The sequence below is a fragment of the Streptomyces sp. NPDC012637 genome (assembly GCF_042954805.1).
In the GTDB taxonomy this organism is placed as follows: Bacteria; Actinomycetota; Actinomycetes; order Streptomycetales; family Streptomycetaceae; genus Streptomyces.
The window spans coordinates 147,034-173,311 of the sequence record NZ_JBIBDS010000011.1 but is presented as its reverse complement, the minus strand read 5'-3'; the positions used below and the strand labels follow the sequence as shown (position 1 = coordinate 173,311).

Sequence of the window (26,278 nt, the reverse complement as noted above, 5' to 3'; positions counted from 1 at the left end):
ACCGCGGGGGGGGGGGGGGGGCCCCGCGCGGGGGGGGGGGGGGCCGGGGGGGGGCCGGGGGGGGGGGGGGGGGGGGGGGGGGGGGGGGGGGCCCGGGGGGGGGGGGGGGGGGGGGGGGGGCCCCCCCCCCCCCCCCGGCAGACCCTCACCGAACCCCCCGCCGAAGCCGTCCCCGGCAGCCTCGGCCCCCGCGATCCCCGCGTCCTCACCGTCCCGGGCGCCTTCGGGCAACCGGACGTACACCGCCGGGCGCGACATCCAGGTGATCGAGGGCAACACGATCCACGGCGGGTTCACCGGCATCCGCAACGAGGTGCGGCACGTGGTGCGCGAGGAGGTCCCGGAGGAGGCCTGGGAGCCGGACTGGGACGAGATCGAGGCCGAAGGGGAGGCCGGGGACGAGGGGGCGGCCGGGGACGAGCGCCGGACCGCGGAGGCGGCCGCGGGAACGGGAGTCGGGGCGGGAGCCGGGGCGGACGCCGACGAGGCCTCCGAGGCCCCGGGCTGGTACGGCGAGCGGGAGGAGCGGGCATGAGCGACGACGACCTCGACCACGGCGGTGGTGCCTCCTCCGACGCCGAGCCCAAGCCCGATCCCGCCCCGGCGAACGCCGGCGGCGGAGGCGGCGGAGCCAGGGCCGGCGGAGGCCGTGACGGCGGCGGCTCCGGCGGCGCGGCCCCGACGGGCGACGGCGGGTCCGGCGAAGCGGCCCGCGACAGCAACCCGTTCGACACCATGGGCCGCGGCCCGCTCGGCGGAGCGGGTGGTACCGGCGGCGCCGCCACGGCGCGCGCCGCGCTCCAGTCCCTGCGCCAGGGCGCGCCGGGCGACCACCGCAACTCCGCGGGCCGCGACGCCTACGTCCACTACGGCGACCGCTTCGACTTCTGGTACCAGGACCGGTCGGACTTCGTGCAGGGCACGGTCCCGGCCGAGACCCTGGACCACCTCGACGACGTGTACTGCGAGACGGCCGGCTACCAGCGGATGAAGGAGCGGCTGCGCAGCCACCGCGTCCTCGTGCTGTGCGGCGAACCGGGCAGCGGCCGCAAGGCCACCGCGCTCGCCCTGCTCGCCGAGGTGGCCGCCCGCCGGGTGTACCGGCTCGACCCGCGCCACGGGGTCGACGAGATCACCGCCGACGCCCTCCACGAGAAGGCGGGCCACCTCGTGGGGCACCGCCCGGAGGACATCCGCGCCGAGGGCGGACCGCGCCGCCCGCCCGGCGAGCGCGGCGAACCGGCCCGCCGCCCGCCGGTGCGCCTCTCCGAACTCCACCTCGACCGCTTCGCCGACCTCCTCGGCGGCGTCGACGGATACGCCGTGATCGTCGTCGGGAACGGCGACCTCGCGGACCGGCTGCTGCGCGGGCGCTACGGGATGTACTGCGCGCCGCCGCCCGCCGCCGACGTCCTGCACCGCCACCTCAGGCTGCTGCTGCGCGGCGCGCCCGAGGAGGCCGCCGCCGAGGCCCGGGAGCTGGCCGTCAGGTCCGACGTGGTCGAGGCCCTCGGCCTCGAGGAGCTCCGGCCGCGCGAGGCCGCCCGGCTCGCCGACCATCTGGCCGGGCACCGGCGCGGGACCCTCACGGACGAGCGGCTCCTGGAGGAGTGCGCCTCCTTCGTACGGGTCCAGGCACGCGAGTGGTTCGCGGGCGCCGACCGGCCGGGCACCCTGCCGGAGGCGCTGCCGCTGCTCAACGCCGCCGCGTTCCGGATCTCCGTGGCCGTCTTCGACGGCTCCCCGTACAGCATCGCCACCGAGGCCGCCGAGCTTCTCGCCTGGGAGTTCGCCGTCACGCTCGATCCCGAACACCCGGCCGGGCGCCGCCTGTTCGGCACCCATGCCGAACACCGGCCGGTGCTCGCCCGCTCGGTCCTGCGGGACGCCGAGCTCGACCTCGGCCGCGCCAAGGTGCCCGTGCGGGCCATCCGCTTCCAGGGCAGCGCGCTCGCCGGCGCCGTGCTCGCCGAGGTCTGGCACGGCTACCACAACGTGCGCGGGCCCGTCGCCCGCTGGCTGCGCGCCCTGTGCGACGACCCCCGTCCCGAGGTGTGGGTCCGGGCCTCCATCGCGGCCGGCGTGCTCTGCTCCTGGGACTGGATCCACGGCTACCACGAACTCGTCGCGCCGCTCGCGGGCATGGACGACCCGGTGGCGCGGATGGCCGCGGCGACGGCGCTCGCCGAAGCCGCCCGCGATCCCGAGGTACGGCCGGCGGTCGCCGCCACCGTGAAGGACTGGACGGAGTCGGGCGACACCAACCTCCTGGACACGGCCCTGCTCACCCACGGGTACGAGTACGCGGCGGGCGGCCTGCGCGGTTCGCTCGACGCCATCGCGCGCGTGGTCAGGGCGCACGAGGCGGACGATGTCGACGTGCTCGTCGCCGCCGCGTTCAGCCTCACCCGACTGCTCGCCTCCGGCGACCCGGAGCCGGTCCTGCGGCGCCTGGAGCGCTGGCTCGTGGACGGGCGCATGAGCCTGTCCAACCTCGTGCACGTGACCGTGATCAGGAGCCTCACCACCCGCACCACCTACCTGTGGGGCCTGCGCGACGTTCCGGAGCTCGACGAGCACGCCGCCCGCCCGCTGGTGGTCGCGCTGCTCGCCACCCGGCCCGATCTCGCGCCCGCGCTCGGCGGCCTGCTGCGGCACAGCCTGAACACCGCGCGGGCCGGGGAGACCGCGCTCGACGGGATGGGCAGCCTGCTGCGCCGCGCCGCCAAGGACGCCACGACGCTCGACCTCGTGTGCGGGCTGCTCCCCCTCGTCTCCGTCGAGCGCCGCGACCGCGACCGGCTCCGCGGCCTCCTCAACGACCTGGTACGGGACCGGGACCGGCCCCTGGACAAGAGCGCGGCGCGCCGCATGTGGGACGCCGTCGCGGAAGGAGCGAAGCGATGAACGGGCCGAACCCGGACGGACGGGAGCGGATGCGCGACGAGCGGGAGCCGGGCCGGCAGCGCGCCCAGGACCGGCAGGCGCAGCAGGGCCAGGGCCGGGCACGCGCCCAGGGCCAACAGGGGCAGCAGGGCAGGCAGGGCGGGCGTCCGGACGAGGGGAAGCGGCAGGGCGACGGCCGGGGACAGGGCGCGCGGCGACGGGGCGGCGGGCCCCTCGGGCCGCTGCTGCGCGAGTGCGCGCCCCCGTACCGCCGCACCAGCGGGCAGATCGCCGCCGTCATGCTCTACCGCAAGGGCGGCCACCGGATCGTCTGGCCGGACCGCAAGGAGGACGTCGACAAGCCCCTCCTCCGCACCCCGTACACCATCTTCGAGGTCCAGCTCGGGCGCCACGTCACCGAGTTCGAACTCCAGCTGCCCGCCGCCGGCGACGGCTCCTCGTTCAGCGTCCGGGTGCGGGTGCAGTGGAAGGTCGAGGACCCGTACCTCGTCGTCAAGGAGCAGGCGTGGAACGTCGCGGAGCTGCTCCACGACGACCTCCTCGACGGACTGCGCTCGCTCTCCCGCCGCTTCCGGCTCACCGAGGCCCAGCGCGCCGACGAGGCCGTACGGGACGAGCTGGCCTCCGGACGCCTGGTCATCGGCCGGGACATCGGACTGCGCACCCAGGTCTACGTCTTCTTCGACCTCGCCGAACCCACCCGGGAGGAGGTCGCCCGCGGCGACCTCGTCGGGGTGGCCAGCCGCTCCGACGACCGGGTGGCCGAGGCCGAACTGCGCAAGGAGGAATGGGAGCGGAAGCGGATCGCGGCCCGCGCCGCCGACCTCGAAGCCATGTTCCGGCGCGGCGACCTGGCCCAGATCGCCCACCACATGGCCCGGAACCCCGAACAGGAATGGGACATCCGCACGCAGCTCCAGCGCGAGAAGCGCGAGGGCCAGGCCGACCTCCTCGCCGTCTTCAACAGGCTCCTCGACTCCGGCGTGCTCGAACGGCACGAGATCGACGAGCAGGCGTTCCAGGTCCTCCAGCACCTGCGCGGCAGCACCGACACCATCCTCGGCGGCGTCGCCGACCGGGTCCTGGAGACCACGCGCCGCTCCGGCCGCCGCGCCCTGGAGGCCGCCCGCCCGGAGCCCACCGCGCCCAACTGGGACGAGGAGCCCTTACCCGACGCGCCTCCGGACCCGCGCGTCTACGAACCGACCAGCGTCCAGGCCTCCTTCGAGACCGAGGACCCCGAGGACCCCGACGGCCGCAAGCGCGGCGACGACGCCTACGACACCCGCGCGTCGTACGACCCGCACGACGACCGCGAGCCGTACGACGCTCCCCGGCGGCCCGCACGGCCGAGCGCCGAGTTCGACGACTGGGACGACGAATGAGCACCCCGCAGGGCGGCAACACCTCCACGCCCACACCCGCTCCCACGCCCATACCCGCACCCACGCCCGCCCCCGCACCCGCACCCGCTTCCGCACCCGGTCCGCGACCGGTCGCGGATCCCCCACGGGAGCGCCAGGGGCCTTCGGCCCGTACCGCTCCCGTGCCGGAGCCCGGTGAACTGCGACGGATGGCCGAGCAGTTGCTGGCCACCGTCCGCGAGGACATCGGCAGGGCCGACACCAAGGCGGCGATCCTGCTCTCCGGCGCGCTCGCCTTCCTCGCGATCGTGTTCTCCCGCGACCGCGGCCCGCTCCCGGACGGCGCCGGTCTCGTGCTGCTCGTCACGGCCGGCGTGCTGTGGACCTCCGGGGTCCTGATGCTGGTCTCCGTCGTCCTGCCCCGCACCCGGCCGGGCGCCGACCGCACCCTGCTCCGCGACCTCGTCTCCGGCACCCCGGCGGACGCGCTGCGCGCCCGTCTGGAGGCCGCGGGCCCGGACGCCACCGGATGGCTCCTGGAACAGGCGAGCGTCCAGGGGCTCGTCCTCGCCGCCAAATACCGGTGGCTGCGGCTCGGCGTCGCCGCCCTCGTGCTCGGCGCCCTCCTGGCCCTCCTCAGCGAACTGTGGTGACACGACCATGAAGGTGACCGTGCTGATGACACCGAGGCAGAGCGTCCGCAAGGGCGGCCCGCTGCTCCGCGGCCTCCTCACCGGAGTGCCGCCCGTCCTCTCCGCCCTGCTCGTCCTCTCCGCGCCGCTCGGCGGCCCCGCCGCCGCGGCCCCGTACGCGCCGCACCCGCGCCAGGCCGTGGCGGCCGATCCCGCCGAGGGCGCCGACCCGATCGACTTCGCGGTCGTCGTCGACCAGTCGGCGAGCCTCTCCGACGAGGACCTCGCCCGCGAGACCGAGGCCGCCGCCCTGCTCAGCCAGGGCGAGATCTCCGAGCGCTCCCGGGCCGCCGTGATCGGCTTCGGCAGCTCGGAGAAGGCCGGCCAGTCGCCCGTGCGCGAAGTGTGTCCGCCGACCGTCGTCGACGCGGCCGGACGGCAGCGGCTCAGCGACTGCGTCAAGGAGCTCAACCGCCGCGACCGGTCCAGGATGGGCCCCGGCACCGACTTCCCGGCGGCCGTCCGCCAGGCCGTCACCCGCCTCACCGAGGGCGGAGGGCCTGGCGCGGCCGACGACAAGGCCCGCAAGACGCCCAAGGTGGTCTTCCTGCTCACCGACGGCCGGCTCGACGTCAGCGACAGCCCCGAGTACGGCACCGACGGCCCGAGCCGCCAGTCCAACGGCGAGAAGCGCCTCACCGAGGAGCTGGCCAGGGCGCGGGAGGCCGGGGTGCAGATCTGGCCGCTGGGCTTCGGCGGCGAGATCGACCGGGCCGCGCTCACCGCGATGGCCGAGGGCGGCTACCGCGGCGCCTGCTCCGACGTGCCCGGTTCCGTGCCCAGGATGCGGGTGGTCGCCGGCTCCGCCGAGATCGACAAGGCGCTCCAGGAGACCTTCGCCGCCGCGCGCTGCGCCCGGATCTCCCACGGCACCGTCGGCAAGCCGCCCGCCGACCTGTACGTGTCGATCCCGCCCATCGCCACCGACGGCTCGCTGACCGTCAGCAAGCACGACCCGAAGGTACGGGTCACCTACTACGACCCGGCGGGCCGCAAGGTGCCCACGCGCGGCGACTTCGACGGCTCGGCCTTCGAGGTGAGCGGCGCGGACGGGCCGGTCGAGGCGCTGCGCGTCAAGAACCCGCTGCCCGGCCGCTGGCGGGTACGGGTCGAGGCCCCTGAGGGCCACCGGGACCGCGAGGTCGCCGTCCGGGCCATCTGGCAGGGCCGGCTGCGGTCCACCGTGGTCCTCGACCCCGTAGCCCCCCGCCCCGGCCAGGAGGCCGTCGTCGAGGTGCGGATGCAGACCCGCCGCGGGGTCGTCATCACCGACCCGCGCCAGCTGGAGGGCATCACCGTCACCGCCCGGCTCACCGGCGAGGGCGGTTTCGCCCCGGTGACCGTCCGGCTGGCCGACGACGGCAAGGCGCCCGACCGCCGGGCCGGGGACGTCCGCTTCACCGGCAGGCTCACCGTGCCGGCCGCCGCGACCGGCGACCTGGAGATCACCGCGGACATGTCCGCGCCGGGCGTCACCTCCGACCGGCGCCCGTTCCACACCCACATCACGGAGGGCGACCCGCTCCTGGAGGCGCAGGTCTCGGTCGACGGGGCCACCGTCCACCCCGGCGACACCGTGCGGGGCCGGATCGACATCACCAACAGGGACTCCGTCCCGCACACCCTCCGCCTCGCCCTCGAAGACGGCCAGGACGGCCAGGACGCCCAGGACGCGTCGGGGGCCACGGTCGGTGCGGGCACGGCCGCGGCCGGGAACGCCGGCGGGCCGAGGATCAGCCCGGCCACCGTCGTCGCCCGGCCGGGCCCCGCCACCAGCGTCGAGTTCACCCTCACCGTCGGCCCCGGCACCCCGCTCGGCGAACTCGGCGGCAGGCTGCTCGTCCTGGACACCGACGACGGCGACCGCAAGCTCGACGCCGCCTTCCTCGACGTCCGCGTCGAGGCACCGCCCACGTGGTGGGACCGCTGGTGGCCGTACGTCGTCGGGGGCGCCGTCGTCGCCGTCCTGCTCGCCGCCGTCGCCGCCGTCCGGATCGCCGCCCGCAACCGCCTCCGGGACCTGACCGGGGTCAGGCTCGAACTCCGCAGGGACGGCCGGGTCCTGGACACGCTCACCGTCCGCACGGGCCAGAGCGGGGGCGGGGAGTACCTGTTCACCGTGGAGGAGCCGCGCGGGGCCGCGCCCACGCTGCGGCGCGCCCGCGGCGGCGGGCCCGCGCACCGGCTGCGCAGGACCGGCGCGGGCGAGCTGCTGCTGCGGCCGCACCGGGGCCGCGAGTCGTCGATCCGGCCGGGCGAGCCGTTCGGCCTCGACGAGTGCGAGCTGGTGGTCCGGGACGGCCGGCGTCCCGTCCGCGACCGGCTCCAGGGCGGTGGCCGCCTGCTGTCCGTCCCGCGCCCGGGACGGGCCGGGGGCAACGGCCGGCCCGGCAGACCCGGCCGCCCCGGACGGCGCGGCGGTGCCGACGCGCCGTCCGACGCCGTGCCCCCCGCCACCAGGGGCGACGCGACCGCGCCGACCACGTCCTCGACACCCGCCGTCTGGGACCCGGACTTCTGATCCGGGCCGCGCCCCGCACCGCCGCGCCCACGACCGCCCCGCGCACCGACACCCCCGCGCACCGAACCCCACACGCAACGACCCCCCCCACGCACGACCGCCCCACGCACGAACGGAGAAGGGTCCTCGGGGCCCTCAGGGGAGACGACATGAAGATCTACCAGCCCATGCTCTTCGTGGGCCTCGGCGGCACCGGCGGCCGCATCGGCAGCGAGCTCGAACGCAGCCTGCGCCGCGAACTGTGCGGCCCTGACGGCACCGAACTCGTCGACGGCGGCCGGCGGCTGCCCTTCCAGCTGCCCGACTGCCTGCAGTTCGTGTACGCGGACTTCAGCGAGGCGGAACTGACCCGCCAGCCCCAGTTCCGGGCCAAGGGCGCCGAGAGCGCCGCGTTCGCCCGTACCTCCCGGATGGTCCGCGACCTGCTGCCCACCGACTACGACTCCTCGCCCGAGGTCACCCGCATGCTGCGGGTCGCGCTCCACGAGGAGACCCGGCTCTGGCTGCCGCCGCAGGCCCGTCAGCCGCGCGTCGCCCCGCTCCACAACGGCGCGGGCCAGCTGCCCACCGTCGGCCGTGCCGCCCTCTTCGCGACCATGCGCTCCGGTCTCGAACCGGTCCTGCGCCAGCTGCGCGAGGCCATCGGCGCGATCGGGAACGCGGCCGGCGACCTCCAGCGCGTGGGCGGCAGCCGCATCCGCGGATGCGACGTCTTCGTCGCGTTCTCCGTGGCCGGCGGCACCGGCGCCGGCATCTTCTACGACTTCATCCACCTCATCGGCCACGAGTTCCGCAAGGGCAAGGTGCCCGGCGTCAAGATCTACCCGCTGGTAGTCATGCCCTCCGCCTTCCCGCCCGAGGCGGGTGGCGGACGCGAGGCCGAACTCAACGCCGCCCGCGCCCTCGTGGACCTCTCCCGGCTGGTCGACGACCAGAACGTGCCCGACGCCCTGGACGACGTCGGCGACGTCGAACAGCGCGGCCGGATCAGCGTCCACTACCCGGTCGACGGCGTGGTCGCCCTGCGGCCCTCCACGGTCCAGACCGCCTTCCTCTTCTCCAAGCCCGCCGTCATCGGCACCGAGGACCTGCGCCGCTCCATCACCGCCATGGTGATGTCGCTGATCGGCACCGAACTCAGCGAGGACACCGGCGCCGCCGGACGGTCCGAGGACGACTACCAGTCCTTCGCCGCCAGCTTCATCAACAAGAGCGTCGAACGCTCCACGCCCGCCCGCACCGGCATCGGCTACCGCGGCATGTCCACCAGCCTCGCCGCCTCCCTCACCGTGCCCGTCGACGACCTCGCCGAGATAGTCGCCGCCCGGCTCCTCGCGCAGGCCGTCCGCGGCCTCGGCGAGAAGGCCCGCCGCACCACGCCCGAGGACAAGCAGCTCGTCCAGGACATGTTCAGCCGCTCCGGCATCGGCCGGCTGTGGAACCGCGAGGCCCCCGACGTGCCGCTGCCCGAACAGCTCCCCAAGGGCAGGAACGCGATCACCCAGGAGCTGCGCAACCGCCTCGGCGACATGGAGGACGCGCTGCGCCGCCTGGAGGCGGACCTCGCCCGCGAGGTGCCCCGGCTCACCGAGGACTTCAAGCCCGGCACGGCCGTGCGCGAACTCCTCGGCGTCATCAGCCCGTTCCGCGTCGAGGCCGTCCTGAACGGGCAGCCCGGCCACGCGGACCGGGTCGCCGCCGCCGGGTTCACCGGCATGCTGGACAACCGGCGCAACGACGCCGAGCGGCCCCCGGACGTACAGAGCTCGGCCCCGGCCATCCCGCACGTCAGGCGCGGCGCCGGCGGTCTCGTACCGGCCAAGTGGAGCGACCCGGACGTGCAGGACGCGCTAGCCCGCCAGGAGGCCTGGTTCCAGTGGCGGGCGAGGTCCCTGTGGCACCGGGCCTGGCAGGCCGGCGAGGCGCAGTGGCGGCCCCCGCTCACCAAGGTCCTCCACGAGCTCGGCGAGCTCGCCAAGGGACTGCGCGCCCACGAGCAGGACGAGGCCAAGCTGTTCGCCGACCGGCGCCGCGAGCTGTACCGCGACGACCGCACCGGCGTCTCCTACCTCCTGCCGCCGCAGAACAGCCTGCGCGCCTTCTACGACGACGTCCTCGACCGGCTCGTACAGAGCGAGGGCCTGCCGGAGAACACCGACGCCGCCGGCCTGCTCGAACGGCTCGTCCGGCCCGAGGAGTGGCGCAGCGCGCTCGACGCGGTGCGCCGCTCGCCCGGCGCCGCCGTCAAGGAGATCAAGCAGGTCGTCGAGCGGCGCGTGAAGAAGCTGTTCGGCGAGGCCAACGACGACCGGTTCGCCCGCCCGCTGCTGCCCTCGATGGGCCTGCTGCTGCGCGCGGCCGCCGGCGACGAGTCCGCCGAGTCGAAGGTCGACGGACGCTGGCTCGAGCAGTTCCGCGCGGCGCTCGCCGGCCTGCTCCCGGTCGGCTTCACGCCGGACGGCGGCGGCCCCCTGAAGATCCTCATCGTGCACCCGGCGAGCGAGTCCGACGGCCGGGCCTCCGACTACCTGCGCCAGGAGCTCAACCTGCCGCCGCGCGCCGCCCAGGAGTACCGCGCCGTCGACACCGAGTCGATCACCGTGGTCCTGTTCCGCAGCGGCATGAACCTCACCGACATCTCCGAGGTGCGGGGCGTCCTCAGCCTCTGGGCCGAGGCCCGCGACACCGGCGGCCAGGAGGACTTCCTCCACTGGCGACAGCGGCTCGGCCACCAGGACGACTGGCTGGTGTCCACGGAGGAGGACCGGCGGCGGATCCTGCACCGGCTGCTGTGCGCGATGTGGAACGGCCACATCCACACCGAGGGCCCGGACGAGTCGCCCCATCTGGTGCGCATCCGGCTCCAGGAGGGCGAGTCCGCGACGATGTCGCTGCGCCTGGAGGACTTCGACGGCGCGCTCTCCAGCTGGGCGGGACTGCTCCGGGCGTACGAGCGGTGGGCGCTGCTCGACGAGGGGCAGATCATCGAGGAGTTCTGCGGCCGGCTGATGCAGGCCCTGCCGAAGGGACTCGCCCACACACCCGTGGGTCCCTCGCCGCTCTTCGTCCGCTTCGTCGAGAAGATCGCGCCGCGACAGCGGGCGCTGCTCGACGAGATGGCCCTGGAGTACGCGGAGGAGGACGCCGAATGGCTGGCGCCGCTGCGGGACTTCTGGGAGGTCACCTACCCGGCCGCGCTCGACATGCGCTTCGCGGGCGCGGGCCGGCCCACCCGGCCGACGCTGCGGGCACTGTACGAGCGCCACGCCCCGGTGGCCCACGGCCCCGCGGCCCACGGGGCGCCGGTTCCGGACGCCCGTCCGCCGGTGACCCCCGCGGTGCACGCGGAACCGGTCGCGCCCGTCGCCCCGTTCATCCCCGCGCCCTCCGCGCCCTCCGCGCCCCCGGCGCCCGCGGCGCCCGCCCCGGCCGTGCCCTCACCCGTGCGCGACGCCTCGCCCGTGTACGACGCCTCGCCCGTGCGCGACGCCTCACCCGGGTACGACGACGCCCCGCCCGTGCGCGACGCCTCGCCCGTGCACGATGCCTCGCCCGATGACGACGCCTCACCCCTGCGCGACGCCTCGCCCGAGCCCGGCGACGGCGGCTACCCGTGGGACCTGGACGGTGAGGAGGAGTGAACCCACGCGTCGTCCCCGAACAGCCGGCGCCGGGCCACGCCGTCTGCCTCGACCTGCGCGCCGAGGCGTACGACCCCGAGGACCGCCACGCCGCCGAGGACGCGGTCCGCCGCGCCCTCGCCGTCCCCCAGGCGGCCGACGAGCGCCGCTTCCTCGTCGTCGACGACGCCGACCGGCTCGTCGGCCACCAGCTCCTCCACGAGCGGCTGTCCTCCTACGGCCCCGCCCACGTCGTCTGCCTGGCCGTCGGCGCGCCGGGTGAGCGGAACCTGCGCCGCACCCTCACCCTGCGGCCCCCCGCCGCCGGGGTGCTGTGGCTGCTCGACGGCTTCCGCGGCCCGGACGCCGCCGCCCTGCGCCCGCTGGTGGAGGTGCTGGCGACGCCCGAGGTGTTCGACGCCGTGCTGCGGGCCCTCGGCAGGGTCGCGGGCGGCGTCGCCGTGCCCGCCGTGCGGATCCTGGAGCACGACCTCAGCGACGAGGCCCGCGCCCGCGCCTGGCGGCAGGCCGTCGAGGCGCTGACCGGCCCCGACGTCCCGGTCGCCGCGACCGTCGGGGGCGTCCCGAGCGAACTCGCCCTGCTCCTCGACGAGGCGGTGCCGGGCTCGCTCTCCGGACACGACTGGCTGCCCGCGCACGGCCGGGCCGGTTCCCGGCTGCTCGCCTGCCGGCGCGCCCTCGACGACGCCGTCGACGGCTACGCGCGGGTCCGCGGACCGGCCGGCCTGCTCACCCGGGTGGGCCGGGACACCGATCTGCCCGGAGACGTCGAACGGCTCGCGGGCGCCCTGCGCGAGTTCCGCGGCACCGTCGCCGACGCCTTCGCCCTCGCCGGCGGCACCCGGCCGAGCGTCGAGGAGCGCGGACTCCTCGCCGACCGCGGCATCCAACTCCCGGAGATGCCAAGGGAGATCACCCGCACCGGTATCGTCCCCGCCCTGCGCGACCACACCCAGGAACTGATCGGACGCCGCCTGCCGCTGCGTTCGGTCGCGGCCCGGCTCGCGGCCCTCGCCGCCCGCTCCGCTCCGGCGGGCAGCGCCGCCCGGCTCGCCGCCCTCGACGCCCTCTGCGGACCCGACCGGATCGGCCGGCTCGATGCCCGGCAGCCGTTCCGGGCGGGCGGCCCGCGACTCCTCGCCGCGCTGGTGACCGGCGTCCTCGCACTGCTCGGGGGCCTCTGGCCGGGCGCCGGCTGGGCGCTCGGCCCCGCCGTCGGCCTGCTCGCCGCCGTCCTCGCGCTGCTGATGCTGCGCCGCCGCCCCAACCGCTCGCCGGACGGCCGCCTCGACGGCGGAGGCAGTACGGGCTCGGGGCCACGGCTCGTCGGCGGCCTGGTCGGCGGACTCGCCGGGGCGGCCGTCGGCCAGGCCCTCGGCCCGCCCCTCTGGGCCACCGCGGCCGCCGTGGTCGTCGCGGTCGCCGCGGTCGTGCTGCTCGCCCTGCGGGACTGGACCCTCGGCGTGGACGACTGGTGGGAGCGCGTGGACCCCGAGGACGCCGGACGCGCCCTCGACGAGATCCACGCGCTGCTCGTCACGGCCGCCGTGCACGACTGGCTCTTCGCCGACGTGCGCCACCACTGCTCGGACGGCGCCGGCGCGGTGGCCCGGCTGCTCCGCGGCCTCGCCACGACCGCAGACGCCTACCCCGGCCCGGCCGTCTCCGACCTGTACGGGAACCCGGATCCGTACGCCACCGGCGGCGCGGCCGGTCCGGGAAGCCCCGGCGGGACCAACCGGACCGGTGGCGCGGGCCGGGCCGGCGACTGGGACTGGGACGACTGGTCGGACGGCGGCGATCCTCTGGACGGCGCCGGCACCACGTGGACCGACCAGCCCGCCTGGCCGGCCACGGACGCGCGACCGGCGGGTGCGGACGCGTCGGGCGCCGGCACCGCGTGGTCCGACCAGCCCGCCTGGCCGGGCACGGACGCCCGTTCGGGACCGGACGTCGGGTCGGGACCGGACGTCGGGTCGGGCCGTGAGGCGTCGCAGGACGGCGGTGCCTGGCCCGGCCGCGAGGTCCGGCCCGGCGCGGACGCGGCGCCCGGCGGCCACGCCCGCCCGGGCCCGGACGCCTGGCAGGACGGCGGCGCTTGGTCCGGCCGGGACGAGCGGCGCCCCGCGGTACCCGCAGCCCCGGCCTCCGCCCGGACCGCCCCGGCTCCGGCCGTTTCCGCCACCGCCACCGCTCCCGCCCCGGCCACCGTGCCGCGCTGGCTGGAGCGGCGCTACGGCGACGGGGGACCGGCCCTCGTCGACACCCTGGTCACCGACCTGGTCGAGGGGGTCTCCACGATCCTCGACGGCTGCTGGGCGGGCATCGAGCGCGACCCGGGCAACGCGGGACGACTGCCCCTGGACGCGCCCATGACCGCGCTGCTCGACGAGACCCGCACCCGGCTGGAACGGGACGCCGCCGCGTCCCCGCCGCCCGGCCGGGAGCGCGGCGAACGGCCCGACGCGGCCCGGCTCACCGGCGTCGCACCGGACGGTGTGGCCAAGCTGCTCGTCGAGGACGACGACACGCACCTGACCGTCCCGCTCTGCGGGCCCGAACACCTGCGGCTGCTCTCCCACGAACCCGGAGCCGTCCGCCGGGTGCGCTTCGTGCCCGAGACCATGCGCCGCGGCACCACCGGCGACGACATCTGGCGGGGCACCGCCGAGGACGTGGTGTGGACCGACGCCGGCCGGCACGCGGGCGTGCTGCGCCTCGTACCGCTGCGTGCGGACGTCGTGCACACGGTCCTGGCAGAGGAGGACGGAGCACCATGACCGCCGACCGGCAGACCGACCCCGTACCACCCCCACCCGTCCGCGAACCCGAAGGGGCCCACGAGGAGCTGGAGTTCCTCACCCCGCAGGAGGAACCGGTCCGCTTCGCCGTCCGCTACGGCGACGACGCCCGCGCGCCGGGCCGGCCGCAGCTGAGGACGCGCCCGGCCACGCTGGGCGCGGGCTGGCCCGTCACGCAGTTCCGGCTGCCGCTGTCAGCCCAGGCCGACCCGCACGCGTACACCCGCCTCGAACGGGAGGTGTCCGCGGCCGTCACTCTCGAACGGCGTTACGGCGGCGAGAAGTTCGTCGAGCTCTTCACCCGGGTCGTCGGCTTCGACCTCGACTGCGCCGAGCCGTTCGTCCTCTACCGGCGCGCCGCCGGAGCGCCGCTCACCGACTGCCTGCCCCGCCTCGGCGCCGACGAGCAGCAGCGGATCGTCGGGCAACTCGCCCTGGCCGTACGGCTCCTGGACGAGCTGGGCCTGGTCCACCGGGCGCTGGCGCCCGACACCGTACGGTGGGACGGCAGCCACGTACGGCTGTCCGAGCCGTACGCGGCGCTGCGCGCGGGCGAGGCCCGCGAACCCTTCGGCACCGCGCCCTGGGCCTCCCCGGAGCAGCGGGCGGGCCGCGGCGCCGCCGACGCCCGCGACGACCTCTGGTCGCTCGCCCGGCTCGCCTACCTCCTGCTCTCCGGTCACCCCGGCCCGCCCGGACGCGCCGACCGGGCCGACGGGCCGCCGGAGGACCTCGGACAGTACCGGCGGCTCGCCGCACTCGCCCAGAGCGGACTCTTCGCGGCGACCGCCGCCGCCCGGCCCGCTCCCGCCGAGCTGCTGCGGCTGCTCCGGCTGCCCGACCCGCTCGCCCACTCCGTCGGCACCGCCGACCCGCTCGCCGCGGGACGGGCCCGCTACGACGCCGAACTCGCCCGCAGGGCCGCCACCCCGCCGCCCGGCCACGACGACCTCCCGGACCTCTCCGGCCCGGCGCCCCAGCGGCGCGGCCTGCGCGCCCTGTTCTTCGGCGACCCGCCCGACGGACCGGCCGCCGGAGGCCGGGGCGCAACCGACGCCGGGACCCTCGGACCGCCCTCGCCACCGGGGCGGATGTGCCCGCACTGCCTGCTGCCCGTCACGTACGACGAGAACCTCCTCGTCACCATCGACGCCAAGGGCAACCGCATCCCGCTCGACCTGTCCGCCGAGCACCGCCCGGGCCACCGCCAGGACCTGCTGCGGACCGCGTACCACCTGTGCCCGCACACCGGCGAGGGCGACGAGGCGCACGAACTGCCCGTCCCCTACCTCACCCACGGCGAACCGCTCTCCATCGCCTTCGTCGGCAGCTCCGCCGTCGGCAAGACCCACCTCATGGCCGCGATGCTCGGCGAGGTCGAGCTCGGCGGCCTCGAGCCGTACGGACTGAAGTGCCTGCCGCTCAACCCCGAAGCGCACCGCACCTATCTGCGCGAGCGGGTGCAGAGCCTCCAGCAGGGCAGGCAGCTCGGCCGCACCGGTCAGCAGACCTTCGCGCGCTTCGCCGACGGACTCCTGGTCTCCGCTCCGGGCCGCACCGCGCGCCCGGTCGTCTTCTTCGACCTCGCGGGCGAGGACCTCGCCCAGGACGGGCCGGTGACCAGCTTCCTGATGGGCGTGGACGCCTTCGTGTTCGTGGTCGACCCGCTGCGCGCACTGCGGACACCGGCACTCGACCCGGTCCGCGCCCGCTACGGGCTGCCGCGCCGCGACCTCGGCGACGAGGCGTTCACCACCGTCCTCAACCGGCTGCCCCGGGCGGCCGACGGCTACGTCGCCGCGCCCGCGGCGCTCGCCGTCAACAAGAGCGACCTGGTGCGCTTCGACCCGGCCGTGGACCGCTGGCTGGGGCGGGCGCTGCCGGCCCGTTACGACGCGGCGGCCGAGCGGGCGGAGAGCCGGGACGCCTACGCCTTCCTGGACCACCACGCGAGCTCCGCGTGGCTGCGGCCCTTCGACGACTGCGCCCGCTGCACCCTGCACTTCGTCGCCGCGACCGGCGGGCAGGCCCGCGGCGACCGCTTCCCGCACGGTGCCCGGCCGCGCCGGGTGCTCGCACCCCTGCTGTCCGTCTTCGCCGCGTGCGGGCTGCTTCGAGGAAGGGAGTGACCGATGGCTCCGACGGGACGACCGACGACGCCGGACGGCGGCGCCGTCGAACGGGTCGACCAGATCGTGTTCCGCTGGGACGGCGCGAACGACTCCGGCACCACCGGCTTCGGGCCCGTCGCCTGGTCGGGAGGGCGGGACGAGGCGGAGGCGATGTTCCGCAGGGCGAGAACGGCGCTGCGGGCGAGCGGCGAGGAGGTGCGGCCCGCCCTGATCCGGCTGCAGGGCCGGACGAGGGCCATGCTGATACGCCGCATCCCCTGGACCGACCCGGGCGGCGGCGCCTCCACCATCTGCCACGCCCTCGTCGGCCGCGCCGAGCTCCTGGAGCCGACGGTCTGCCTCGGTCTGCACGACTGGACCTGGGAGGGCTCGGGCCTGCCGCTCGCCCGGGTGCGCGGGGCGCTGCCCCACGTGCGGGAGGAGGACCTGATCGGCGCGACGGACGACGGCCTGTACGCCCTCGACTTCCGCCTCGCCCGTGCCGAGGGCGAACTCGTGGGCGCGACGGCGGAGTTGCTGCGCCGCCCGAACGGCCGCTTCACGTTCCTGGACGAGCGGGGCGACACGGCACTGCCCGTGCTGTGGGGCCTCTACGGCCTGTTCGGCGAGGTCGTCGGGCCGCGATGGACCTTCGCCACCCATGACACCGCCGAACTCCCCGACCTGCGCTTCGTGTTCGTCGGCCGCTGGGCGGGCGCGGCCAGCCGCAACACCGACCGGCAGCGGTCCGACCCGCGCGAACGCGTCGGCGACGAGGCGGAGTCGGTCGCCGCCCGGCTCGTGGCCCACCATCTGCGGGACGTGGCGGACGGCGAGAGCCGCAGGTACGCGGTGGGGCTGGCGCTCCGCGCCGCCCGTCGCCGCCACCCCGACGCCTCGCTGCTCGGCCTGGTCCGCACGGCGCTCGACGACCTGGACCACGACCGCGGCAGGAACGGCGGCAGGAACGGCGGCAGGGAGCGCGAGCGCGAGCGTTCCGCCCCGCCCGGCACACCGACCGCCCGGACCCCGGGCTCCTCGGGCCCCTCAGGCCCCTCGGGTTCCTCGGGTTCCTCAGTCCCGCTGGGTGGTTCCTCAGGCCCCTCGGGTTCCTCGGTCCCGCTGGGTGGTTCCTCGGGTTCCTCCGGCCGGTCGCCGGTGCTGGGCGGCGGCGCCGTGGGCCGCGGCCATGCGCCCCGGCCCGGCGACCTCGCACCGGCCGTGGAGCCGGACGACCAGTGGGACGGGCCCGTCGCCGAGGCGGTGGGGCCCAGTCCGTACGGCTCTGCGGCGGCCGCCGGGTCCGAGGGGGACGGGCGGCAGTCCGGCCGGGGCCTCGGTTCCGTCCTGGGCGTGCCGGCGCGGAACCGGCGCGGGCCCGCGGGCGGCGCACGGCGGGGGGTACGGCGGCACAGCGGTCTCGAGGAGCGGCTCGCACGGTCCTGGGCGCCCGACGACGTCCGGGCCGCCGCGGCCCGGGCGACCGACGCGGAGCTGCTGGCCGCGCTCCGGGAGCGCCGCCCGCGCGCGGTGACGATGCTCCTGGTCGCCGAGATCCACCGCAGGCTTCCCCGATGGGGCCGCCCGCTCCGGCGCGAGCTGTGCGACCTGGTGATCGGCGAGGAGTACTTCGTCATCCGCCGCCACCCAGAGGAACGGGTCGCCCCGGAGCGGCGCGCCGCCGACGCGGCCGACCTGCACGACTGGGCGGTCCGCCCGCTGCTCGCCGGCAAGAACGCCGACGACGCGGCGCCCGCCCGGCTCGCCGAGGTGCTCCTCCGGTTCGCGACGACGACGGATCCGGCGATGCAGGCGGCGTTCCGTGCCATCGTCCGCGGCCGCTCCGGGCTGCCGGAACCCGTATGGCGCGATCTCGTCCTCGCCGCCCTCCCGGAGGGCCGCCGCTCCCTGGCGGCGAGCCCCGAGCCCGCTCGGTCCGGCAGCCCGCGGCCCGACCGTGCCCCGGGCGGCGAGCCCCGGCGCGCCGCGCCCCCGCACCCCGGGAGCCCCCCGCCGCAACGCGCCCCGAGCCGCGAAAACCCGCGCCCGACCGGCGCCGCGGACCCCGGCAAGCCCCGTCCCGCCGCACCGCCACCACCGCGCACGGCGCCCGCCCGCAAGGCGGCCGACCCCCGCGACCCGGCCCGTGCCGACACCCGCGGCCCGGCCCGTCCCGCTCCCGGCACCCGCGACCCGGCACCCACCCGTCCCGCCTCCGGCACCCGCCACCCCGACGACGGGCCCCCGACCCGTACGACCCTGCCGGCCTCCCCGTCGGGCGCGCCGGGTTCGGAGCACTCGAAGCACGGGTGGCTGACCTTCGCCCTCCTCGGCACCGTCCTCGTGCTGCTCGTGACCCTGGTCGTCGTGATCGTCGCGTCCGCCTGACGTGACACGCCGAGTACCACGCGCGCGCCGCTCCGCTCCGCCAGGATGGGTGCATGGGATTCCATGTCGATTCCGAGACCGGGCGGCTGCGCCGCGTCATCCTGCACCGCCCCGATCTGGAGCTGAAGCGGCTCACCCCGACCAACAAGGACGCCCTCCTCTTCGACGACGTGCTGTGGGTGCGCCGCGCCCGGCAGGAGCACGACGGCTTCGCCGACGTGCTCCGTGACCGCGGGGTGGCGGTGCACCTCTTCGGCGACCTCCTGCGCGAGACCCTGGAACTGCCCGCGGCCCGCAAGCTCGTGCTCGAACGGGTCTTCCACGAGAAGGAGTACGGCCCGCTCGCCGCCGACCACCTCCGCGCGGCCTTCGACTCGCTGGACGCCGAGGCCCTGGCGGAGGCGCTGGTCGGCGGAATGACGAAGCGGGAGTTCCTGGCGGCCCACCGCGAGCCGACCTCGGTGCGCTTCCACGCCCTCGACCTCGACGACTTCGTGCTCGGCCCGCTGCCGAACCACCTCTTCACCCGCGACACCTCCGCCTGGATCTACGACGGCGTGTCGATCAACGCGATGCGCTGGCCGGCCCGGCAGCGGGAGACCGTCCACTTCGAGGCGATCTACCGGCACCACCCGCTGTTCACCGGCCCGGCGGCGGGCGACTTCCACCACTGGTCGGAGGGGCAGTCCGACTACCCGTCGACGATCGAGGGCGGGGACGTCCTGGTGATCGGCAACGGTGCCGTGCTCATCGGCATGAGCGAGCGCACCACCCCGCAGGCCGTGGAGATGCTGGCCCGCGGCATGTTCGCGGCGGGCTCGGCGCGCAGCATCGTCGCCCTCGACATGCCGAAGCGCCGCGCCTTCATGCACCTGGACACGGTGATGACGATGGTGGACGTGGACACCTTCACCCAGTACGCGGGGCTCGGCATGCTCCGCTCGTACACGATCGAGCCGGGCGACGAGGGCCAGTCGCTGCGGGTCACCGACCATCCGCCGGAGCAGATGCACAGCGCCATCGCCGCGGCGCTCGGGCTCCAGGACATCCGGGTGCTCACCGCCACGCAGGACGTCCACGCGGCGGAGCGGGAGCAGTGGGACGACGGCTGCAACGTGCTCTCGGTGGAGCCCGGCGTCGTCGTGGCGTACGAGCGCAACGTCACCACCAACACGCACCTGCGCAAGCAGGGCATCGAGGTGATCGAGATCCCCGGGAGCGAGCTGGGCCGGGGGAGGGGCGGCCCACGGTGCATGAGCTGTCCGGTGGAGCGCGACGCCGTGGCGTGAGGGGCGGGCCGGGGAGGGCGCCGAGGGGCGGGCCGGGGGGCCCGAGGGGCGGGCCGCGGAGGGATGGCCGGTCCGGGGCTGTATAAGAATGCTGAATTACGTATACTTCCTAGGGTCCTCGTCCCCGGACGTCCCCGACCGCACCCACCCCCAGGAGGGCCCCATGGCCACCGACCTCATCGGCCGCCACTTCCTCAAGGAGCTGGACTTCACCGCTGAGGAGTTCCGCGGCCTGCTGGACCTCGCCGCCGAGCTCAAGGCGGCCAAGAAGGCGGGCACGGAGGTGCAGCGGCTGCGCGGCCGGAACATCGCGCTGATCTTCGAGAAGACCTCGACCCGGACCCGCTGCGCCTTCGAGGTGGCCGCCGCCGACCAGGGCGCCTCGACGACCTACCTCGACCCGTCCGGCTCGCAGATCGGTCACAAGGAGTCGGTCAGGGACACCGCACGGGTGCTGGGCCGGATGTTCGACGGCATCGAGTACCGGGGCGACAGCCAGACCGCCGTGGAGGAGCTGGCCGCCTTCGCCGGCGTGCCGGTCTTCAACGGGCTGACCGACGACTGGCACCCGACCCAGATGCTCGCCGACGTCCTCACCATGACCGAGCACTGCGACAAGCCGCTCGACGGGATCGTCTTCGCCTACCTCGGCGACGCCCGCTTCAACATGGGCAACTCGTACCTGATCACCGGCGCGCTGCTCGGCATGGACGTCCGGATCGTCGCCCCGAAGGCCTACTGGCCGGCCGAGTCCTTCGTCGCCGAGGCGCACCGCCTCGCCGAGACCAGCGGTGCGACGATCACCCTCACCGAGGACGTCGCCGAGGGCGTGCGCGGCGCCGACTTCGTGGCCACGGACGTGTGGGTCTCCATGGGCGAGCCCAAGGAGGTCTGGGACGAGCGGATCGCCGTCCTCGCCCCGTACGCCGTGACCATGGACGTCATCCGGGCCACCGGAAACCCGGACGTGAAGTTCCTCCACTGCCTGCCGGCCTTCCACGACCTCGGCACCGCCGTCGGCCGCGAGATCCACGAGCGGCACGGCCTCACCGAACTCGAGGTCTCCGACGAGGTCTTCGAGTCGGCCCACTCGGTGGTCTTCGACGAGGCCGAGAACCGGATGCACACCATCAAGGCGGTCATGGTCGCCACCATGGGCGACCCGGTCGCCTAGGTCCCCTCTTCCGGATCTTGGCCGGGTCCGTGGCGTCCGGCGTCGCGCCGGACGCCGCGGCCTGTCCGGCCCTGATCCGAAAGGAACGGCCCGGGGCGTCGCAGCCTCCGGCCCCCGTGCGGCCGTCAACGCCGCACCCGGGCCCCCTCAGGCGACACGAGAGGGCGCCGTCGGCGCGTCGGGGGCGTTGCGGACGTTGCCGACCGCGCGCTTGAAGTCCGGGCAGTCGACGATCGGTTCGTGCTCGCAGACGGACGCGTGGCGCAGGCTGTCGCGCAGACGGGTCAGACGGCCGATCTGGTCGTCGAGTTCGTCGGCCCTGGCCGTCATCCGGGCCCTCAGGTCCGCGTCCGACGGGCGCGCCACGACGAAGCGGTGGATCTCGGCGATCGAGAGTCCCGCGCCCCGCGCGCACGTGATCAGGGCGAGCCGCTCCAGGACCTCGGGACGGTACGTGCGCCGCAGGCCGTTGCGGCCGTCGGCGGCGATCAGGCCCTTCTTCTCGTAGTAGCGCAGCGCCGAGGGCGCGAGCCCGGAGTGCCGGGCGACCTCGGCGATGTCCAGCAGCGGCTCGTCCATCCCTGCCTCCTTGACTTGAAGCGCGGTTCACGTCGCAGCCTAGTCGCCATGAAGATCCATCACCTCAACTGCGGATCGGTCCGCACGGTCGACCCCACCTACGACGGGCCCGCACCCGCGCCCGCCGTCAACCACTGCCTGCTCGTGGAGACCGACGACGACGGTCTGGTCCTGGTCGAGACCGGCCTCGGTCTCGGCGACGTGCGCGACCCGGAGGCGAGCCTCGGTGCCGACTGGATCGCCATGGCCGGGCCCGCGCTCGACGAGGAGGAGACGGCGGTCCGTCAGGTGGCCCGCCTCGGACTCGACCCCGCCGACGTGCGGCACGTCCTCCTCACCCACCTGGACGTGGACCACTGCGGCGGCCTGCCCGACTTCCCCCGCGCCCGCGTGCACCTGCTCGCCGCCGAACTGGCCGCCGCGCGCGCCGACGCCCCCGGCGACCGCTACCGGGCGGCCCATTGGGCGCACGGGCCCCGCTGGGTCACGTACGACCCCGAGGGCGGCGCGACCACCGAGGACTGGTTCGGCTTCACCTCGGTACTGCTCGACGGCCTGCCGCCCGGGTTCCGGCTCGTCCCGCTCGGCGGCCACACCGCGGGCCACACAGGCGTCGCCGTACGGGACGGCGACCGCTGGCTGCTGCACTGCGGCGACGCGTACTACTACCACCGCGAGATGGCGGCGGCGAAGGAGCCGCACCCGCTGATGGACCTCGTCCAGACCCGGTCGGAGGTCCACCGCGACCTGCGGCTCGGCACCCAGGCCCGGCTGCGCGAGCTGGTCCGCGAGCACGGTGACGAGGTCGAGGTCTTCTCCGCGCACGACCCGTGGGAGTTCGCGCGCCTCCGGGCCGCCCGGGTGTAGGCGCGTGCCCGGCTCGTGCGCCCCGGCGGACTGCCGGTGCCCGCGCCCTGCCCAGGCCCTGTCGTCAGACTCCCGCCCTCCGGGCGGCGACGGGCGTTCGACGACAGGACCTAGTGCTCCTGACCGGGGGTCCGGCGGCGCTGCGCCGGCAGTGCCGGCAGCGTGAACCACACCGCCTTGCCGTGTGCGGTGGGGCGGTGGCCGCAGTCGCTGCTCAGCGCCCGGATCAGGAGCAGCCCGCGGCCGTGTTCCTGCCAGGGGTCGACCGGGGTGACGGGGCCGGGCCCGATGAGCTCGCCGGGGGCCGCGGGGCGGCGGTCGTGGACCTCGATCTGGCAGCCGCCGGTGGTGGGGATCAACTCGACGACCAGCTCGATCGGGCCGTCGCCGGGCGTGTGCTCCACGGCGTTGGCGACCAGTTCGGCGGTCAGCAGCTCGGCCGTGTCGCTGTCGGCGGCGGCCCGTTCGGGGCCCTCGATCTCGGTGAGGGCGGAACGGACGAGGGCGCGGGCGATCGGCACGGCGGCCGTGGTGTGCGGCAGCTCGACGCGCCAGGCCGCGGGCCGGGGGGCTCCGGAGGCAGGGGACACGGCGGGGGTTCCGTTCGTGCTCGGTGGGGGGCGTGGGGCGGTCGGACGGGCAGGGCGGTGAGGTCCTGGTTTCAACCTTACGGAGCCGAAAATCCGGACACAGAGGCGGTCGCCCGCATCTGCGGGGACTTGTGTCCGCTCCGGCACAGGACCTTGGTGTATCGCGTACTCGTGACGACAGTCACGCATGAGTGATACCCTCCTGATGGTGCTGCCGTACCGGTACGTGCACACAACAGGGAGGTCCTCCCGAATGAGCCCCTTCACCGGCTCCGCAACCCGGACCGAACGCTGGCGCCATCTGCGCCTGACCGTCGACGACGGGGTCGCCACGATCACCCTCGCCCGCCCCGAGAAGCTGAACGCCCTCACCTTCGGCGCCTACGCCGACCTGCGCGACCTGCTCGCCGAGCTGTCGCGGGAGCGGGCCGTCCGCGCCCTGGTGCTCGGCGGCGAGGGCCGCGGCTTCTGCTCCGGCGGCGACGTCGACGAGATCATCGGCGCCACCCTCTCCATGGACACCGCCCAGCTCCTCGACTTCAACCGGATGACCGGCCAGACCGTCCGCGCCCTGCGCGAGTGCCCCTTCCCGGTGATCGCCGCGGTCCACGGGGTCGCCGCGGGCGCCGGGGCCGTGCTCGCCCTCGCCGCCGACTTCCGGGTCGCCGACCCCACCGCACGCTTCGCCTTCCTCTTCACCCGCGTCGGGCTCTCCGGCGGCGACATGGGCGCCGCCTACCTGCTGCCCCGGGTCGTCGGCCTCGGACACGCCACCCGGCTGCTGATGCTCGGGGACCCCGTCGGCGCCGTCGAGGCCGAACGGATCGGCCTCATCAGCGAGCTGACCGAGGAAGGCGACGCCGACAGCCGCGCCGCCGTCCTGGCCCGCCGCCTCGCCGAAGGACCCGCCCTCGCCCACGCCCAGACCAAGGCCCTGCTCACCGCCGAACTCGACATGCCGCTCGCCGCCTCCGTCGAGATGGACGCCGCCACCCAGGCCCTCCTGATGCACGGCGAGGACTACGCGGAGTTCCACGCGGCCTTCACCGAGAAGCGGCCCGCGAAGTGGCGGGGGCGGTGACCGTGCGGCCGCCCCTGCGGGTCGCCGTCATCGGCGGCGGACCCGGCGGGCTCTACGCCGCCGCGCTGATCGGACGCGGCGACCCGGACCGCGAGGTCACCGTCTGGGAGCGCAACGCGCCCGACGACACCTTCGGCTTCGGCGTCGTCCTGTCCGACGAGACCCTCGGCGGCATCGCGGACGCCGACCCCGAGGTGTACGCGGCCCTGCGCCGCGAGCTCGTCCGCTGGGACGACATCCACATCGCCCACCGCGGCCACCTCCACACCTCCACCGGCCACGGCTTCGCCGCCCTCGGCCGCCGCCGGCTCCTGGAGCTCCTGCACGCCCGCTGCGACACGCTCGGCGTACGGCTCCGCTTCCGCGCCGAGGCCCCGCCGGCCGCCGAACTCGCCGCCACCCACGACCTGGTCGTCGCCGCCGACGGCGTCCACAGCCGCACTCGCGAGGCGCACGCGGCGGCCTTCCGGCCCACCCTCACCACCCACCGCTGCCGCTACATCTGGCTCGCCGCCGACTTCGCCCTCGACGCCTTCCGTTTCGAGATCGCCGAGACCGAGCACGGCGTCATGCAACTGCACGCCTACCCGTTCTCCTCCGACTCCTCCACCGTCATCGTCGAGATGCGCGAAGAGGTCTGGCGTGCCGCCGGCTTCGACGAGCTCGACGAGACCGAGTCCGCCGCCCGCTGCGCCAAGATCTTCGCCGACGCCCTGCACGGCCGCGCCCTGCGCTCCAACAAGTCCGCCTGGACCGCGTTCCGCACCGTCGTCAACGCCCGCTGGTCGCACGGCAACACGGTGCTCCTCGGCGACGCCGCCCACACCGCGCACTTCTCCATCGGCTCCGGCACCAAGCTCGCCGTCGAGGACGCCGTGGCCCTCGCCGCCCAGGTCGACGCCCACCCCGGCGGCCTCCCCGACGCACTGGCCGCCTACGAGGCCGAGCGCCGCCCGGTCGTCGAGTCCACCCAGCGCGCCGCCGCCGCGAGCCTGCGCTGGTTCGAGGAGCTCGCCGGACAACTCGACCGGCCCCCACGCCAGTTCGCGTTCAACCTGCTCACCCGCAGCCGCCGGGTCACCCACGACAACCTGCGCCTGCGCGACCCCGCGTTCACCTCCGCCGTCGAGGCCGAGTTCGGCTGTCCGCCCGGTATCCCGCCCATGTTCACGCCCTTCCGGCTCGGCGCTCTGACCCTGCGCAACCGGGTCGTCGTCTCACCGATGGACATGTACGTGGCGGAGGACGGCGTCCCCGGCGACTTCCACCTCGTCCACCTCGGCGCCCGCGCCCTCGGCGGCGCCGGCCTGGTCATGACCGAGATGGTCTGCGTCAGCGACCGGGGCCGGATCACGCCCGGCTGCGCCGGCCTGTGGACCGACGCCCAGGCCGAGGCCTGGGCCCGGATCACCGCCTTCGTCCACGCGCAGGCCCCCGGCACCGCGATCGGCGTCCAGCTCGGCCACTCCGGCCGCAAGGGCTCCACGCGGCGCATGTGGGAGGGCATCGACCAGCCGCTGCCCGACGGCAACTGGCCCCTCGTCGCCGCCTCCCCGCTCCCGTACCGGCCCGGCGTCAACCAGACCCCGCACGCCCTCGACCGGGCCGGACTCGCCGCCGTGCGCCAGGAGTTCACCGACGCCGCCCGCCGCGCCGCCCGGGCCGGCTTCGACCTGCTCGAACTCCACTGCGCCCACGGCTATCTGCTCTCCGGCTTCCTCTCGCCGCTCACCAACCACCGCACCGACGCCTACGGCGGCGACCTCGCCGGCCGGCTGCGCTACCCGCTCGAGGTCTTCGACGCGGTACGGGAGGCATGGCCGGCCGACCGGCCCATGACCGTCCGGATCTCCGCCACCGACTGGGCCGAGGGCGGCACGACCGCCGACGACGCCGTCGAGATCGCCCGCGCCTTCGCCGCACACGGCGCCGACGCCCTCGACGTCTCCACGGGCCAGGTCGTGCCCGACGAGCGCCCCGAGTTCGGCCGCTCCTACCAGGCCCCGTACGCCGACCGGATCCGCTCCACCCTCGGGATCCCGGTCATCGCGGTGGGCGCCATCTCCTCCTGGGACGACGTGAACTCCCTGCTCCTCGCCGGCCGCGCCGACCTGTGCGCCCTGGCCCGCCCGCACCTCTACGACCCGCACTGGACGCTGCACGCCGCCGCCGAACAGGGCTACGAGGGCCCGGCCGCGCCCTGGCCGGTCCCGTACCGCGCGGGCAGCCGCCGGCCGCCGACGGGCCGCAAGGACGTCTGACCCACTTGATAG

16 protein-coding genes are annotated in these 26,278 nt (G+C 75.7%); 14 read left to right on the top strand and 2 right to left on the bottom strand.

The features are described 5' to 3' along the window. The first annotated feature begins 262 nt into the window (after nucleotides 1-262). The 11 genes from ACFY8W_RS35380 (at nucleotide 263) to argF (ending at nucleotide 20,888) form a co-directional block, all read left to right on the top strand. A complete protein-coding gene (locus ACFY8W_RS35380) occupies nucleotides 263-535 on the top strand; it encodes a hypothetical protein (RefSeq protein WP_391114605.1) in 273 nt (90 codons plus the stop codon). Continuing rightward, nucleotides 532-2,907 (top strand): hypothetical protein, encoded by a 2,376-nt coding sequence (locus ACFY8W_RS35375; protein WP_391114602.1) that lies wholly within the window; start codon nucleotides 532-534, stop codon nucleotides 2,905-2,907. Before ACFY8W_RS35380 ends, ACFY8W_RS35375 begins: the two co-directional genes overlap by 4 nt. Further along, nucleotides 2,904-4,292 carry a hypothetical protein gene (locus tag ACFY8W_RS35370; RefSeq protein WP_391114599.1) on the top strand — a complete coding sequence of 463 codons (1,389 nt, stop codon included), beginning with the start codon at nucleotides 2,904-2,906 and terminating at the stop codon, nucleotides 4,290-4,292. The genes ACFY8W_RS35375 and ACFY8W_RS35370 overlap by 4 nt, the downstream gene beginning before the upstream one ends. A gap of 188 nt (nucleotides 4,293-4,480) precedes the next feature. Then, nucleotides 4,481-4,924 (top strand): Pycsar system effector family protein, encoded by a 444-nt coding sequence (locus ACFY8W_RS35365; protein WP_391114597.1) that lies wholly within the window; start codon nucleotides 4,481-4,483, stop codon nucleotides 4,922-4,924. Between the two features lie 25 nt (nucleotides 4,925-4,949). After that, on the top strand, nucleotides 4,950-7,484 hold the full coding sequence (locus ACFY8W_RS35360) for a VWA domain-containing protein (protein ID WP_391114595.1): 2,535 nt from the start codon (nucleotides 4,950-4,952) through the stop codon (nucleotides 7,482-7,484). Between the two features lie 149 nt (nucleotides 7,485-7,633). Beyond that, nucleotides 7,634-11,125, top strand: coding sequence for a tubulin-like doman-containing protein (locus ACFY8W_RS35355; RefSeq protein ID WP_391114592.1), 3,492 nt, complete (start codon nucleotides 7,634-7,636; stop codon nucleotides 11,123-11,125). After that, on the top strand, nucleotides 11,122-13,905 hold the full coding sequence (locus ACFY8W_RS35350) for a hypothetical protein (RefSeq protein WP_391114590.1): 2,784 nt from the start codon (nucleotides 11,122-11,124) through the stop codon (nucleotides 13,903-13,905). The genes ACFY8W_RS35355 and ACFY8W_RS35350 overlap by 4 nt, the downstream gene beginning before the upstream one ends. Beyond that, nucleotides 13,902-16,055: a hypothetical protein gene (locus ACFY8W_RS35345; RefSeq protein WP_391114587.1), complete on the top strand. Its 2,154-nt coding sequence runs from the start codon at nucleotides 13,902-13,904 to the stop codon at nucleotides 16,053-16,055. Before ACFY8W_RS35350 ends, ACFY8W_RS35345 begins: the two co-directional genes overlap by 4 nt. Before the next feature lie 3 nt (nucleotides 16,056-16,058). Beyond that, nucleotides 16,059-18,425 carry a hypothetical protein gene (locus ACFY8W_RS35340; protein ID WP_391114584.1) on the top strand — a complete coding sequence of 789 codons (2,367 nt, stop codon included), beginning with the start codon at nucleotides 16,059-16,061 and terminating at the stop codon, nucleotides 18,423-18,425. Between the two features lie 53 nt (nucleotides 18,426-18,478). After that, nucleotides 18,479-19,714, top strand: coding sequence for an arginine deiminase (locus ACFY8W_RS35335; RefSeq protein WP_391114582.1), 1,236 nt, complete (start codon nucleotides 18,479-18,481; stop codon nucleotides 19,712-19,714). 163 nt (nucleotides 19,715-19,877) lie between these two features. Continuing rightward, entirely contained in the window at nucleotides 19,878-20,888 is a 1,011-nt protein-coding gene (gene argF, locus ACFY8W_RS35330; protein ID WP_391114579.1) for an ornithine carbamoyltransferase, read from the top strand. Nucleotides 20,889-21,035: 147 nt separating this feature from the next. Here the strand turns inward: argF and ACFY8W_RS35325 are convergent, their stop codons facing one another. Next, a complete protein-coding gene (locus tag ACFY8W_RS35325; protein WP_391114576.1) occupies nucleotides 21,036-21,467 on the bottom strand; it encodes a MerR family transcriptional regulator in 432 nt (143 codons plus the stop codon). A 48-nt stretch (nucleotides 21,468-21,515) separates the two neighbouring features. On the opposite strand from ACFY8W_RS35325, the gene ACFY8W_RS35320 reads away from it, so the two are divergent. After that, nucleotides 21,516-22,334 (top strand): MBL fold metallo-hydrolase, encoded by an 819-nt coding sequence (locus ACFY8W_RS35320; protein WP_391114573.1) that lies wholly within the window; start codon nucleotides 21,516-21,518, stop codon nucleotides 22,332-22,334. 110 nt (nucleotides 22,335-22,444) lie between these two features. Here ACFY8W_RS35320 and ACFY8W_RS35315 read toward each other — a convergent pair whose 3' ends face one another. After that, a complete protein-coding gene (locus ACFY8W_RS35315) occupies nucleotides 22,445-22,924 on the bottom strand; it encodes an ATP-binding protein (protein ID WP_391114571.1) in 480 nt (159 codons plus the stop codon). Nucleotides 22,925-23,177: 253 nt separating this feature from the next. Here ACFY8W_RS35315 and ACFY8W_RS35310 point away from each other — a divergent pair, with 253 nt between their 5' ends. Both ACFY8W_RS35310 and ACFY8W_RS35305 read left to right on the top strand, forming a co-directional pair. Further along, complete coding sequence (locus ACFY8W_RS35310; RefSeq protein ID WP_391114568.1) at nucleotides 23,178-24,005, top strand: enoyl-CoA hydratase family protein; 828 nt, start codon at nucleotides 23,178-23,180, stop codon at nucleotides 24,003-24,005. Next, entirely contained in the window at nucleotides 23,990-26,266 is a 2,277-nt protein-coding gene (locus tag ACFY8W_RS35305; RefSeq protein WP_391114565.1) for a bifunctional salicylyl-CoA 5-hydroxylase/oxidoreductase, read from the top strand. The genes ACFY8W_RS35310 and ACFY8W_RS35305 overlap by 16 nt, the downstream gene beginning before the upstream one ends. Nucleotides 26,267-26,278 lie beyond the last annotated feature (12 nt).

Bases quoted from the DNA above. Each gene is read 5' to 3' on its own strand.
- ACFY8W_RS35375 (WP_391114602.1), top strand. From the start codon at position 532: ATGAGCGACGACGACCTCGACCACGGCGGTGGTGCCTCCTCCGACGCC.
- ACFY8W_RS35365 (WP_391114597.1), top strand. From the start codon at position 4,481: ATGGCCGAGCAGTTGCTGGCCACCGTCCGCGAGGACATCGGCAGGGCC.
- ACFY8W_RS35320 (WP_391114573.1), top strand. From the start codon at position 21,516: ATGAAGATCCATCACCTCAACTGCGGATCGGTCCGCACGGTCGACCCC.
- ACFY8W_RS35355 (WP_391114592.1), top strand. From the start codon at position 7,634: ATGAAGATCTACCAGCCCATGCTCTTCGTGGGCCTCGGCGGCACCGGC.
- ACFY8W_RS35325 (WP_391114576.1), bottom strand. From the start codon at position 21,467: ATGGACGAGCCGCTGCTGGACATCGCCGAGGTCGCCCGGCACTCCGGG.
- ACFY8W_RS35310 (WP_391114568.1), top strand. From the start codon at position 23,178: ATGAGCCCCTTCACCGGCTCCGCAACCCGGACCGAACGCTGGCGCCAT.
- argF (WP_391114579.1), top strand. From the start codon at position 19,878: ATGGCCACCGACCTCATCGGCCGCCACTTCCTCAAGGAGCTGGACTTC.
- ACFY8W_RS35335 (WP_391114582.1), top strand. From the start codon at position 18,479: ATGGGATTCCATGTCGATTCCGAGACCGGGCGGCTGCGCCGCGTCATC.
- ACFY8W_RS35360 (WP_391114595.1), top strand. From the start codon at position 4,950: ATGACACCGAGGCAGAGCGTCCGCAAGGGCGGCCCGCTGCTCCGCGGC.
- ACFY8W_RS35340 (WP_391114584.1), top strand. From the start codon at position 16,059: ATGGCTCCGACGGGACGACCGACGACGCCGGACGGCGGCGCCGTCGAA.
- ACFY8W_RS35370 (WP_391114599.1), top strand. From the start codon at position 2,904: ATGAACGGGCCGAACCCGGACGGACGGGAGCGGATGCGCGACGAGCGG.
- ACFY8W_RS35345 (WP_391114587.1), top strand. From the start codon at position 13,902: ATGACCGCCGACCGGCAGACCGACCCCGTACCACCCCCACCCGTCCGC.